This window comes from Aliiroseovarius sp. M344 (genome assembly GCF_025140835.1).
Taxonomy (GTDB): domain Bacteria; phylum Pseudomonadota; class Alphaproteobacteria; order Rhodobacterales; family Rhodobacteraceae; genus Aliiroseovarius.
This window is the reverse complement of record NZ_CP081153.1, coordinates 1,383,221-1,396,319: the sequence shown is the minus strand read 5'-3', so window position 1 is coordinate 1,396,319 and position 13,099 is coordinate 1,383,221. Positions and strand designations below refer to the sequence as shown.

At 59.9% G+C, this 13,099-nt stretch carries 16 protein-coding genes; 1 reads left to right on the top strand and 15 read right to left on the bottom strand.

Features of this window, described 5'->3' with window-relative positions; translation table 11 throughout:
* The first annotated feature begins 53 nt into the window (after window positions 1-53).
* Window positions 54-392, top strand: coding sequence for a TraR/DksA family transcriptional regulator (locus tag K3556_RS06850; RefSeq protein WP_260518969.1), 339 nt, complete (start codon window positions 54-56; stop codon window positions 390-392).
* On the opposite strand, the gene K3556_RS06845 is transcribed toward K3556_RS06850, so the two are convergent.
* From K3556_RS06845 to K3556_RS06775, 15 genes are all read right to left on the bottom strand, one after another.
* Window positions 373-684 carry a hypothetical protein gene (locus tag K3556_RS06845; protein WP_260518968.1) on the bottom strand — a complete coding sequence of 104 codons (312 nt, stop codon included), beginning with the start codon at window positions 682-684 and terminating at the stop codon, window positions 373-375. The two genes, K3556_RS06850 and K3556_RS06845, sit on opposite strands and share 20 nt — an antisense overlap.
* A gap of 3 nt (window positions 685-687) precedes the next feature.
* Complete coding sequence (locus K3556_RS06840; RefSeq protein WP_260518967.1) at window positions 688-4,614, bottom strand: glycoside hydrolase TIM-barrel-like domain-containing protein; 3,927 nt, start codon at window positions 4,612-4,614, stop codon at window positions 688-690.
* Window positions 4,614-5,060 (bottom strand): NlpC/P60 family protein, encoded by a 447-nt coding sequence (locus K3556_RS06835; protein ID WP_260518966.1) that lies wholly within the window; start codon window positions 5,058-5,060, stop codon window positions 4,614-4,616. The genes K3556_RS06840 and K3556_RS06835 overlap by 1 nt, the downstream gene beginning before the upstream one ends.
* A gap of 1 nt (window position 5,061) precedes the next feature.
* Window positions 5,062-6,024 carry a DUF2163 domain-containing protein gene (locus K3556_RS06830; RefSeq protein WP_260518965.1) on the bottom strand — a complete coding sequence of 321 codons (963 nt, stop codon included), beginning with the start codon at window positions 6,022-6,024 and terminating at the stop codon, window positions 5,062-5,064.
* Window positions 6,024-6,656 carry a DUF2460 domain-containing protein gene (locus K3556_RS06825; protein ID WP_260518964.1) on the bottom strand — a complete coding sequence of 211 codons (633 nt, stop codon included), beginning with the start codon at window positions 6,654-6,656 and terminating at the stop codon, window positions 6,024-6,026. The genes K3556_RS06830 and K3556_RS06825 overlap by 1 nt, the downstream gene beginning before the upstream one ends.
* 35 nt (window positions 6,657-6,691) lie before the next feature.
* Window positions 6,692-7,354, bottom strand: coding sequence for a phage tail tape measure protein (locus K3556_RS06820; RefSeq protein ID WP_260518963.1), 663 nt, complete (start codon window positions 7,352-7,354; stop codon window positions 6,692-6,694).
* Complete coding sequence (locus tag K3556_RS06815; RefSeq protein ID WP_260519191.1) at window positions 7,354-7,536, bottom strand: phage tail assembly chaperone; 183 nt, start codon at window positions 7,534-7,536, stop codon at window positions 7,354-7,356. Before K3556_RS06815 ends, K3556_RS06820 begins: the two co-directional genes overlap by 1 nt.
* Window positions 7,537-7,568: 32 nt before the next feature.
* Window positions 7,569-7,901, bottom strand: a complete 333-nt coding sequence (locus tag K3556_RS06810; protein ID WP_260518962.1) for a gene transfer agent family protein — start codon at window positions 7,899-7,901, stop codon at window positions 7,569-7,571.
* Between the two features lie 2 nt (window positions 7,902-7,903).
* Window positions 7,904-8,317 (bottom strand): phage major tail protein, TP901-1 family, encoded by a 414-nt coding sequence (locus tag K3556_RS06805; RefSeq protein WP_260518961.1) that lies wholly within the window; start codon window positions 8,315-8,317, stop codon window positions 7,904-7,906.
* 22 nt (window positions 8,318-8,339) lie between these two features.
* Window positions 8,340-8,750 carry a DUF3168 domain-containing protein gene (locus K3556_RS06800; RefSeq protein ID WP_260518960.1) on the bottom strand — a complete coding sequence of 137 codons (411 nt, stop codon included), beginning with the start codon at window positions 8,748-8,750 and terminating at the stop codon, window positions 8,340-8,342.
* Entirely contained in the window at window positions 8,747-9,085 is a 339-nt protein-coding gene (locus K3556_RS06795; protein WP_260518959.1) for a head-tail adaptor protein, read from the bottom strand. Before K3556_RS06795 ends, K3556_RS06800 begins: the two co-directional genes overlap by 4 nt.
* Window positions 9,082-9,693, bottom strand: a complete 612-nt coding sequence (locus tag K3556_RS06790) for a head-tail connector protein (protein WP_260518958.1) — start codon at window positions 9,691-9,693, stop codon at window positions 9,082-9,084. Before K3556_RS06790 ends, K3556_RS06795 begins: the two co-directional genes overlap by 4 nt.
* Before the next feature lie 170 nt (window positions 9,694-9,863).
* Entirely contained in the window at window positions 9,864-11,093 is a 1,230-nt protein-coding gene (locus tag K3556_RS06785) for a phage major capsid protein (RefSeq protein WP_409557768.1), read from the bottom strand.
* A 34-nt stretch (window positions 11,094-11,127) separates the two neighbouring features.
* A complete protein-coding gene (locus K3556_RS06780) occupies window positions 11,128-11,700 on the bottom strand; it encodes an HK97 family phage prohead protease (RefSeq protein WP_260518957.1) in 573 nt (190 codons plus the stop codon).
* A gap of 16 nt (window positions 11,701-11,716) precedes the next feature.
* Complete coding sequence (locus tag K3556_RS06775; protein ID WP_260518956.1) at window positions 11,717-12,910, bottom strand: phage portal protein; 1,194 nt, start codon at window positions 12,908-12,910, stop codon at window positions 11,717-11,719.
* Window positions 12,911-13,099 lie beyond the last annotated feature (189 nt).

The following is a 13,099-nucleotide window of genomic DNA, read 5'->3' as shown; positions in this document are numbered from 1 at the left end:
CCAGATAGGGTCAGAGTTCAAAATTCAAACCCGTGGTAGCACGGATAACAGACATGAATGAATCCCAAATCGCGACATATCGCGCACAATTGACCGAAGCGCTTAACGCGCTGGACCGAAGCGATGCCCGCGGGGCATCCGCGCAAAAGACCGTCGTGTTGGATCAACAGGCTGTTGGACGGCTCAGTCGCATGGATGCGTTGCAAAACCAAGCCATGGCGAAGGCCACCGGCGCCCGACGCGCGGCCCAACGCACCCGCATCCATGCCGCGTTTGCGCGGATGGACGTTAGCGAGTTCGGCTTTTGCGAAGATTGCGGCGAAGACATTCCACTGGGTCGGCTTGATCTTGATCCCTGCGCCACAAAATGCGTCAGCTGCGCCTCTGGCTAGCCGCCGCACGTCGGTCATTTCTTGCCTTCAGCGCTGCAAACACCGTCAACATGCAATCAACATAATCAGGGTCATTGAGGAATGGTTCAGCAGCGCGCGGCAGGCACAACGCAACCGACCCAAGGCTTCCATTGCCCCAAGTCGGATGCGCCCGGCCGATAACCAGCCGATATCTGTCGGCGGCTTCTGCGCGGTGTAGCATCTCCAGCATCGCGCCGGGCCGCTTGCCGGCCGGAAGTGCCAGAAGGGCACAACCGGCCGCGGCGACATCGCCTGGCAAAACGGGGCGCACAGGTTACAGCGCCACATCAAGCCGGGCAAAAGGCCCAGGACCAAACCGGTCCGAGATTTGCGCCACTTCGACGGTGTAACCGCCGCTGACAATGTCAGCGCTGCGCATGGTCGCATCATATGTCCAGGCCGTGTGCGTTACCTCAAGCTGACGCTTGACCGACCCCCCGTCGATGATGCGCACCCGGTAGCGTTCAGACCCCTCGCCCAAAGGCACGTCGCCGTCGCCCCAACTGTCGCCATCTATCCGGGTGCGGCGAATCCAGCTGATCGTATGTGCACCAGCCGTATCGCGCACCGACAGGTGAACCGGCGCGTAGGGACGCAGGCCAATTCCTTTGAACGCATGCACCTGATGCAAAAAGGACGGATCAGACAACGGTTTTCGGGCCGGGCCAATTCGGTAATGTCGGTTCAACCCGCGCGCCGATGACGCCAGCCTGACCTGAGCCTGATGCCCGCCTAGCAACACGAAATAGCTGCCCTCTGGCCATGTCGCCGGTGCCACCGCGTCGGTCCCCGCCTGCCCGCGCAATCGCAAAGTCAGGTCATATGTCCGGTCGCCAACCAATTCGGCCCCGGCAAACTGGAACACTTCCCAATTGTCCGGGCTACCGTCACCAATCGCGGCCACATTCGCGCCGTTCAACATATCGTCGATCGACGCTGCAAACAGCGTGCCATCAGTCAACTTCACCCGCAGCGCCGGACCACGGTCGATCGTCCCTGCGGGCGCATGATCAAGAGCTGTCTGCGTCACTCCTATGATCGACGGGTCAGTGATCATCCGATTGATCGCATAGCCATTATCCGTCACCGCGCTATATAGGGCCACGCGCCCTGGCCACGGCTTTGCGGCCACCGCAATGCGCGGCTGGTGTGCCACCTCGTCCCCTGTCAGCAGCGGCAGATCCAAAAACAGCGGAAAGACAGGCGCGGGTGGGATATAGGGTTTAACCGCTGGCGCGGGTTCAACGCTGTCAGAAGGTTGGAACAATCCGGGCTCGACCCGCACGGCGCGCAGGGTCTGCACACCGGTATGTTCCACGTGATCAATTCGGAATTGTTCCGTCCCCGCATCGGTGGTCAGTTCAATAACGTCGCCGGCCCCTTTCGCAAGCTCCGAAGGCGGCAGCGAGAATGTCGCCTTGTCGCGCGCCACGCGAGCCTCGGACAACCAGCGTTCGACAATCGCGCGTGCCTCAACCCGGGTCATGATCAACGGGATCTCTGACGCGGCGACGGACCGGCTGGTCTCATCCGGAAATGTCGCTTCGACCGAGCGCACATCATAGTCACCTTCGCCTTCGACATAGGTCAGGCGTACACGGCCTGCGATCTCGGCTTCGGGATCACGCACCCGTTCCAGCGACGTGTCACGCTCAGCCGACAGGGCCATCTTTCTGGGATCAAGCACATGGTCTGAGCGACCGGTGCGGGTCTTGAAAATCAACACGCCTTCGCGCTCCGTCACCTCAAAGCCATAGGCCAGCATCAAAGGCTGCAACGCTGCACGGGCGCCCCCGATCTGATCAACGATATAACCACGCACCAAGCCATAAAGCTTCGAGACATCGTACCGCGTGACCCCCGACCGATCGCAGATTTCCGCCACGACCGAGGCCAGCGATCGCGCCGAAACGCGCCCGTTTAGCCAATGCCCCCGGTCGTAATTCGCCCCGTCGCTCCATAGCCCTTTGCGGTTGGGAAACTGAGGGAATGGGCGCGCGTCCCATGCCCAGACATGAGCACGCGTCATATCAAGCATTTTCACGCCGGTCGCACTATGTGTCGGGTTGTGCTGTGGCATCGCCCAATAGTCATAGATCGCACGCAAATACTGTGCCTGCATCAGGTCATCGCGACGGCCATTCGAGTAGCGTGGCAGTGAACTTTCCGAGCTTTTCGGGTCCAGAAACTTATTGGGCTGGTTCGTACCCTTGTCGATGGCTGCGCAGCCAAGTTCGGTAAACCAGAACGGTTTTGAGCCGGGCAGCCACGCCGTCGGGTCGGTATCACGCACGCCCCCAACGCGGTTATGGTGCGACCGATCCCACCAGTTGCGCAGGTCTTTGTACCGGTAGACCCAAGGTTCGTCATGCGCCCCATCCGTGATAGGGGTGCGAATTTGCAACGTGCGCGCATCGGCAGTTTTGTAATACCAATCATACCCCTCGCCGCCTTCGATATTCGACTGAAGATAGGCAAGGTCATAGATCGAACCGTGATGCGCATCAGCGTGCTCAAACCCATCGCGCCAATCAGACAGCGGCATGTAGTTATCAATGCCGATGAAGTCGATCTGCGGATGGCTCCACAGTGGGTCGAGGTGATAGAACATATCGCCAGATCCATCCTGTGGATGATAGCCGAAATATTCCGACCAATCAGCGGCATAAGATATCTTGGTCCCCGCCCCAAGGATCGAGCGCACGTCATTTGCCAGCGTGATCAGCTGATCGACGACAGGGAAACTGTTTCCCGGCCCCCTGATCTGCGTCAGCGCGCGCAGTTCAGACCCGATCAGGAACGCATCCACACCCCCCGCAGCCGCGCAAAGATGCGCGTAGTGCAAGATAAAACGGCGATAAGTAAAGCCTGCGGGTCCGGAGTAACTGACCCCATCCCCGGTTACGGTGAAATCGCCGGGCTGTGCTGTGCCAAAAAACGCGGCCACTTGCGCGGTTGCTCCAGCAGTCCCATCAGGCGACGCGACATGACCGGGGGCATAGGACGTTGTTATCCGCCCGCGCCATGGCAATACAGCCTGACCCAGATTGCCTGTCCAAGGATCAGGCAGCGTATTACCTTCCATCTGCTCCATCAAAACAAACGGGTAAAAGGTTGCATTGCGGCCGCTTCCAGATGCTAGTGAAATTGCTTCCATCACCGCGCGGTCTGATGGCGTCCCCCCATAGATCGGGCGATCTTTGTCATCCTTTGGCACTAACCCTGCTTGTCCCCGGCTCAGGCCCGAGACGCTCCACGGCATACTGTCGCCATCAACTTCGTGCTGTTCTACCCGTGGGCGAATCCGGCAATTTCCACAGCGCAGATCATCGCCAAACCACGAAACGACCAGGGCGGTGTTTCGGCAATTGGGCATTTCCTGCCGCAGCATACGGTAGGACGTTTTGAAGTCGGTCAGACCAGACGGGCTGTTCATATTGGACCCTTCGACCGCGCCGGGTCCACTTTTGTAAAACACCGGTGACGTAGCCAGCGAGTACTCTCCGGTGCCCGGGATCAACGCGACAGCGCGTGTGCCGCGCGCGACCTCTTTGGGTTGGTGGCGCTGTTCGGGGCGAAAAACCTCAAAACTGAACTGCGGAACACGGTTGCCAAACTGTGCCAAGGGTAAGTCTTCAATCACCACATAAGCGATCCCACGATGGGCCGGCGCTTGACCTGCTCCTTTGACGGCTTCGATCTTTGGATCAGGAAGTTGGCTTTCAGTGCCGGTATAGACGCGCATGTTCAGATCGGTCGGCGAGACTTCGTTGCCATCCGCCCAAATCCGGCCTACGCGCGTGATTTCACCTTCGCATAGGGCAATCGCGACGCTGATCGAGTAACTATAGGTCGTCACTTCCGGCTCAGGCGGGGATGGCGTGCCTTTGCCACCGCCTCCGCCACCAGTCGTTGTCACAGATTCCTTGAAACGGGTCGCCCAAATAACCTGCCCGCCCAAACGCGCGCGGCCATAGACCATGGGGATTGTCGACCCTTCAGACGCACCGGTCAGGCGTAAGCGGTCTACTTTGCCGGTCTCAACCGGCTCCGACCCTTCACCCAGAATGCGACTGTCGATCACCTGGCCGACGGTGGCCCCAATAGCCTTGCCAATCACCACCGACGACAATCCAAGAATGCCGCCGCCAATCGAGGCACCGGCGGCTGCGCCAACTGCGGATAATAGGATCGTAGCCATCAACTTGTCCTTTCAGGAAATGCAAAACACGCCACGATGCGGCGGGCCCATGGGGTCGAAAGTGAGTTCTCGACGACGCCGTGGCCGGTATAGGCGTGGATAAAAGCTGGTGCGTCGCCAGCGCGTGTCAGGATGCCCAAATGCTTGGCAATCGCGCCGCCTTGCATCCGAAAAAGAAGCACATCGCCGGGTTGCGCCGCGTCTGCTGGACGTTCGACCATATGCGCGCGCGCCGCGTCCCATAACACTTCAAGTCGCGCCGCTTCGGACCAATCCGCCGTATAAGCCGGGACCGGTGCCGGCTCAGCGCCCAACACACCCCGCCAAACACCGCGGATCAACCCCAGGCAATCACACCCACTGCCCTTACACGATGCCTGATGAACATAAGGCGTGCCACACCACGTTCTTGCCTCGGCGACGACCTCTTTTTTCAAGTCAAACATCTCAGCTGCCCGACATGGGCGAGAACGGATTTTCGTCATCACCACCCAGAAGTGACCAATCAGGAAAATCAGTCACCTCGCGCGCATCGCCACCATCGTTTTTCCCCTGCCCTACAGGATAAGACATCAACCAATCCTCGCCCGGCACATCCGGAAACCCGCGATAGTTCAGGAAATTGTTGAATTTGACGCGGCACGTTCTTGGCAGCTTGTCGCAACCTGCCTGCAGACGGACCATATCGCCCGACTCCATACGCTCTCGTATCGACTCCCACAGCTCGACCACCCGCGCGCCATCTATGCCTTTGCGATCATTTTTGATCAAACCCGACAGACCCTTGGCCTCACCGGATAGCACGGTAAACACGCCCCGTTCGAACCAGCGATTGGGATAGAGCGCCATGTCTGCAAAATGAAAGGTCGTTTCGTCCTTGTTCTCACCTATCGGAAGATCAAGTTGGTAACCAGATTGGCTCAGATCAAACCGGCAGGCCGCATCGCCAAGCACCGCAGAACAAGGCATTTGATACGCCCGGCCCTGCGGTTGGTTCAACATCTCGGACAGCCCGTTCAACTCTGCGCGGAACCCACCGGCCTCTCGGGCCAGCTCACCGACGACGCCGTGAAACCGCAAATACCGCTGGCCGGTGTCGGTCCAGTTCACCAGCCAGGCTTCCACTTCGGCCCCGTCATATCGACCAGCGCGAATATCCCTTTCGGTGATCGACGCATCATTGAGCACACCCAACGCTTCCGTATTGTCGACCGACAAGCCGGTGGTCTGACTAAGTGCGTGCGCCGTCATGCCGGTGTCTGCGCGAAATGTTACGCCATCGATCAGCAAATCAAGGTCGTGATCGGTGAACCCATGCACGACACCGTCGCGGCGGATGACTTTCCAACACCGTGCGACCGTGGTCACACCCTTGCCCAGATGGGCCTCCAGTTCAGGTGACAACGCCATCAGACCCGCACCTCCACCACTGGCACATTGGGCGCATCGCCCGCCTGAAACGAGGCGACCGACGTGTGAATACGGTCAGTGTCAAAGCGTACGGGCACATCGAATTCATACCCGGCTGTCACTTCTGCACCGGTTTCAGGTGCCGTCATGAACGTGACGCGACCCGTTGCGTAATCCACCTCGAAATGCGTGCCCTCGCTCAGCGGATCGCCCTTAAGGCCCAGCTTGACCGTGCCCTCGACCGGTTTCTGAATGGGGCGCGCATAGGTTTCCGTACCAGACCGATAGGTTTTGATCAGCGGGAACTCGATCGTGTCACCATCACCCCACGCGATGATTTGGTCGGTGTATTCTGGGGGCATGGACGGCAAACTGCTTTTGTAATCCGACCAATCTTTCCAGCGAAATCCGACAAGTTGACCACGCCGCGCCTCAAAAAACGAAATCAGCGTTTCCACATCGTCAAGCGAGCGCATACCGATACCCGCATCATAGCGGCGGCGCGAATGCTCCCAAGGTGTGTTGCGTTCTTCGAACCCGTTGGCCAGTGTGACCACTTCAGTGCGCCGCTCGGGTCCGCCAACGGACCCAAAACTCAGATTTGCCGGAAACCGGACCTCGTGAAATGACATGGGCGAACCCCTCCTTGGTGCGTGGAAATCGTGATCTAGCGGTGGCGCTGACCGCGCGACAGCGCGCGCGACATCTGGGCCGCGATCTGGCTTTGCGACCGCCTGAACCCCTCAACATCGGGGGTAGAGATGTTCATCGTGACATTGACCGGTCGGCCACCGCCCCCTGCCTGAACGCCAAGTCGCCCGTCCGCGCCCCGCGCAAGCGGCATGATCGCTTCCGGCCCGGCCTCTCCCATCAGCCCGGTGGCACCGCGCATCGGGAAGGTTGTCGCACTGGACACCACGCCGCCTTTTGCAAAGGGCACCACGCGTCCTTGCGCGAAGGCCCCGCCATTCTCGAAAGGTAAAAACGCATTGGTGACGGCGCCCACTGCCTGTCCCAAGATGTTACCGAAATGGCCCGTAACCGGTTTGATCGCCGCGTTGTAAGCTGCCTGCGACATCGACTGTGCCACTCCCTTGAGCGCATCCGACAATTTCATGCCGTCAAATACCAACCCGTCAAATGCCTTGCGCAATCCGGACGAAATGCCCGATGACAAAGTGTTCACATCGGCACTCAGATCGGAAACCGTGGAATGCATCCCCTTCAGCTCAAACACAAACCCGGCTGTCATTGCCTGTGCGCCACCAAGCGCGGTTTCCAACGCGTCGATCTGCTCATCAAAGCTGTCAATACTGTCCAACCCAGCCATCATATCTCTCCTACACAGGGGCCCGTGTCTGCGTCCGGGAACGCTTGGGCCAGTTCTTCCAGTCGTGCCCGCAAACACGGTGCGGGTTGGTCATCAAGACCCGCCAATACGATCAGTTCGATCGGCGTCAGCGCCCAGAACTGCTCCGGGCGCAGTCCCAACCGACCAAGCCCAAGGCGCATGAGGCCGGGCCAATCAAAACCGGAACGGTTGCTCACCCGTTCACCTCGGCACTGACGGGTTGGGCGAAGGCGCGGCTCAGCAGTTGGCCGGCGGCTTGGGCTGCCCGGACCGGACCGCCCTCAATCTCGGCGGCCAGAAGATCCTGCGCGCCGCCTTGCCACCCGCCGCCGCGCAGCCCTGCGACGATCAAAGCCAGGACATCCCGGCTTGAAAACGCGCCGCTCTCAAACCGTTCGACCAGCCCGATGATCGTGTCCTCGCCAAGTTGGTTTTCCAACTCGGCCAGCGCTCCAAGCGTCAACTTCATGACGCGCGGCGTGCCATCAATCACCAAGGCCACCTCGCCTGTCCATGGGTTCGCCATGATCAAAGCGCCGTGAAGCTGAGCACGCCTGCCGATGCCATCGACAGCTCATATGTCGCTTCGCCGTTATGCGACCCGGCATATTCGATCGACGTGATCATGAACGGTCCTTCAACCACGCCGAAACCTGGCACGATCACCTGAAAATTCGGCACTTCATTGTCGAAGAAAATCTGACGAGCGCGTTCATCAGTCGTCGCGTCCTTGAACACGCCCGACCCTGAAATCGCAGCGGATTTCACACCCGCGCCACCCAGAAGTTCGCGCCAACCTCCAGTACTTTCCAGACTGGTGACGTCAACACTTTCCGCGTTGAAGCTCAGGCGCGTGGCCCGAAGGCCCGCAATGGTTTCGAACACACCGGTGTCGGTCATGTCGAGCTTGATCAAAAGGTCCTTGCCGTTTTGCGCAGCCATGGGATCACTCCGTAATTAAGGGTTAGTCGTCTTGAACGCGCGCGCGGAAAAACAGGTCGATCCGGCGCACATCGGCGTCCTCGACCCGCCGCGCCCGCGCGCGGTGGAAATTCATGTAAACAAGCGTGCCGCGGGCCAGAACAAGCGCGGCATCGACCAGCGCATCGCTGACGGCTGCGGCCACGCCCTTTGCGGCCTGGAAACCAGCGGCATCCGTGACCACGCTGACGGTGATTTCATGTACCGCACCGTGGCCGGTCATGTCTGACCTTTCGCGCACATCCTCGGGGCCAAGGCTCACATATGTGCCCGTGATGATCCCCGCAGGCACCGCATCGTAAATCGCACCAGTCACCAGGGTCGACAACGCCGTGTCCGCCGTGAGGTGTTGGTAAACCGCCTGTTGAAGGGCGGCAGATACGCCGTAACTCATGCCGACACCTCTTCTTGGGCAAAACAGGTCAGGTATTGCGCACCCGCATCGGCTTCCGTGACCGCAAGGATGCGAAAAATGCGGCTGCCCGCGCGAAACCGGTGATCGGGTTGGGGGCGCGATGGCGCTGCTTCAGGCGCCGCACGTACGGTGATACGGAAAGAGATGGTTGAAACCGTCGCGAACCCTGCCGCACGTTCGCGACCCGTGCCCGGCTTGATTTCAGCCCAGACCTGTCCCAACGCCTGCCAGGTTTGGGAAAACCCACCGGCCCCGTCTGGCGAGCGTACTGGCTCTTCAAGGATCAGTTTGCGGTTTAGGTTTGGAAGTTTCATACGATACCTCCACCACCAAACAGGCGGACCGTGCGATAGCGCTGGATCAATGCCGCGACTGCCGATGGCAGCTGGGCCTGTCCCATTCGATCAGATCCAGCGTCAGCCCGGTTTTCATAGAAACTCGCAGCAAGCAGCATCACCGCCTGCGCAAGGTCGGCTGGCATATCAGCCCAGTCCGGACCAAATCCAGCCTCGAACCCGATGATCACCCGCCCACCGACTGGGATCGCTGGCAAACAAATACCTGTCGAAACCAGCCGCGGTCGGTGCGTGTCAGGCTCCAGCACATAGCGGCTGGCGGCAATCAACTCGGTCCCGCCCAATCGATCCGTGATGGACAGGCTGCTGATCTGGCTGACCGGCGCTACGGGTAAAGCCTGTGTGGCCAAATCGCGCCACGCGGTCAGCGTCCAGGTAAAACTGCGGGACAACAGGATCTTGCCGGTGCGGGCTTCAATCGCGGCCATGGCGGCCCTGAGATAGGTCTCCAGCACCGGATCCTGCACACCGTCATCGGCAAACCCAGTGCCCAGCCGCAGGTGGTCCTTGAATTGGGCGACCGGTATGGCCGTGCCCGGCACAGTGGTCTGCTCGACTAACATCATGGAACATCTCCGAAATTCGGGCCCCTCGCGTCATGGGGGATGAGGTGGGCGCGCGCCATCCGTATTGCTCGGACGGAGGGGGAGCAGCTAGACAACACGGGAGGTGAGGCCGGCGCGCGCCCGGTCCCGCACCTGTGCAAAAGCACGGTGCAGGTCTCGGGTTCAGAGGCTTAGGCGACCGAGAACTTCAGAAGCTTGATCGCTGCGAAATCGCTGATATCGCCGCCAACGCGCTTGGTGGCATAGAACAGCACATGCGGCTTGGCCGAGAACGGGTCGCGCAGGATACGCGTGTCGGGACGTTCGGCGATGGTATAGCCAGAGCCGAAATCACCAAAAGCAATCGCCGTCGCGTCGGTGCCGATGTCTGGCATGTCTTCGGCAATCAAAACTGGATAGCCCAACAAGCGTGCCGGTTCACCAGCCGCCAGACCGTCCGACCACAGGAAGCGGCCATCCATGTCCTTCATCTTGCGCACCGAGCCTGCGGTTTTCGAGTTCATGACAAAGCTCGCGCCGGCCCGGTATTCAGCGTCCAGCGCATAGACCAGATCAATGATTGCATCCGCCGGGTTCGAAGCGTCGAAATCGCCCGATGTCCCGGTTGCGATGTATCCAAGATTGCCCCAGGTCCAGCTGTCATTGTCCACAGTCGCGTGGGTCAGGATACCCGTCGGCTTGTCAATCCCGTCACCAGAGATAAACGACGCCGCTTCGGCACGGGCAAACTTGTCGGCAATGCGGGCTGCCAGCCAGGTTTCGATTTCAAACGCACTGTCATCCAGCAAGCGTTGCGATGCTTTCGGAAGTGCCGACAGCTCGTGCAATGGAATGGTAATGCGTTCGATCGCCGGGGTGCTAGTTTCGGCGGTCGAACCGGTTTCCGTGGCCCAACCCGAACCAACATCCGAATGGTCGACCAGCACGTCATAAGACGTTGCATCCACATTGACCACGTTTGAAACAGCACGCAGCGAAGCGGTTGATTTCAATACGCTTTGAATGGTCGCTGCGGTCTGCGGATCGACCAGATAGCCACCGTCGCCAGCAACCGCTGTCGACATGGCTTTGCCTTCCAGCTCCAGACCGCGCAGCGCATCATCGTCGCCGGACCGCAGATAGGCCTCGAACGCTTTCTGATGCGGTGCTTCCAGATCGGCAGCAGCGGCAAGATGCGGACGTGCCGCGGTGGACTGGGATGTGATGTGAGATTTGCGATCCAGCATGGTCAGTCGCTCTTCCTGTTGTTGAAGTTTGGTCGAAATGGTGTCGTGAAATTCGGTAATGTCGCTCATGAAACCAGCCAGCGCGGTCTTCACCTCGGCAGCCGGAGTCAGGCCAGAAACCGTGCCAGTGGGCGCGGCCGACTGGCCCTGAGCTTTCGTCTCGTTCTTGCTCATCATTGGGTCCTTTTCAGGGGGTCAGATCGCTGGCTCAGGATGAACGGGCCAGCATGCGGCGCGCGTCGTTCAATGACGCGGCCAGTTCACGCAAAGCGGTGTCATGGACGGTGGACGTATCGCCCTTTGCCCCCACCCGCGCCGTTGGCAGCATCGGGAAAGTGACAAGCGACACCTCCCAAAGCTCCAACTCGGTCAAAAGCCGTTGGCCCTTGTCGTTCTTGGTGGCGCGCTTGGTGCGATAGCCGATCGACAGCCCGTCAATTGCGCCCGCCTCGATCAAGGCTGCGGCCTCGCGTCCCTTGGCGACATCCGTCAGAATGCGTCCTTTGACATAAAGACCACGGGCGTCTTCACGGACCTCATCCCAGACACCAATGGGCTGCGCCGGATCATGTTGCCACAGCATCTTCACACCGCGATCTGCCTTCTTCAGCGCGCGCAGGGATTTGCCATAGGCCCCCGGTGCCACGATGTCGCCACCCGTGTCACACTGGTCAAAGAAGCTGGCATAGCCCTCGATCAGGATGCCCTCGTCCACATTGGACGTCTCGCCCAGCTTTACGAATTTATGCTCAAGCCCAAGATCAGGCTGAAAATCACTCATGGCTTTTCCTCGATTGTTAAACATCGTCAGAGGCCAGCGGCGGCAGACCCAGAAGGTTGCGTTTTTCAGCGTCGGACAGGAAACTCGCCTCGGCCACACGGCGCCATTGCTGGTCGCGTTCGGCAGACAGCGCCGGCACCTGATCAAGGTCAGGCTTCAAGATCACATCTTCGCCCGTAAACCCTGCCAACCAATGGCCAACACTGGCCGCCACGCGCGACACCAGCGGCACCACGGTCAGGCGATAGAACGCCCGGCTGGCTTCCTGATAGTTCGCATAGGTCGCATCGCCTGGAATGCCGATCAGCATCGGTGGCACCCCGAACGCCTGTGCAATTTCGCGTGCGGCGGCCTCTTTGGTTTTCTGGAACTCCATGTCCGAGGGGCTGAACCCCATTGGCTTCCAGTCCAATCCGCCTTCCAACAACATGGGGCGACCAGCGTTGCGCGCGCCCACGTGATGGCTTTCCATCTCGGACAACAGGCGGTCATACTGGTCCGCGCTCAGCTGCGCCTGCCCGTCTGCGCCCTTATAAACAATCGCCCCTGACGGTCGCGCCGCGTTGTCCAGCAGCGCTTTCGACCAGCGGCTTGCCGCATTGTGCACGTCAATCGCCGTTGCGGCGGCCTGTAAAGGGGACAGCCCATAGTGATCGTCTTGCGGGTGAAACGCTTTAACATGGCAGATTGGGGACGTGCCCTCACCCACATGAAAACGATGCTTGCGCGCGCCGACCGTGTAGTCATAGGCCACCGGCCAGCCATCCGCCCCCGGCACAAGATTCATCCGATCCGAGCGCAGCACATGCAGTTCTGTCACAGAGCCATCTTCCGTGGACACCGCTTCAAGATACCCGTTCCCGGTCAATAGAAGCTGGCCGAAGAAGGCTTCGAACAGTTCGGCCCGGCCTTGCGCCGCGTTGGGGCGCGCCAGCAGCTCAAGAAGCGGATGTGTGTCAAACCGCTGTGCATCATCCTGCAGCACCAAAGGAAGTGCGGCGGCGGCCTCGGCGATCAGCTTCACTGACCGAAACCCGACCGGGTTGGCGGCAAATCCCGTCTTGGTCAGGCTGACCACGTCACGCGGGCTCCACGCCACGCGACCGGCACCACCATAGGCAATAACCGGACCTGTTGCAGACGCTTTGGTCTCGGTCGGCTGCGTCGCCATTTGCGCAGCGTCGCTCCTCTTGAGAAAGTCGAATACCATGGGCTGGTGCTCCTCGCGTTCTGTCTTGTTGGGGTATGATCCCCGGCAAATCTTTCCCGCCCGGCAAACTGCGTGTCACAGCGCCGGTCGTTGAAACTTTCGTCTCAGTGATGGTCAGGTCGGGGTCCGTGAACGAAGAAGGCTCAGGACCCCGCCTTTCGATGTTTTGCACTCTGCCATTCGAGGTTA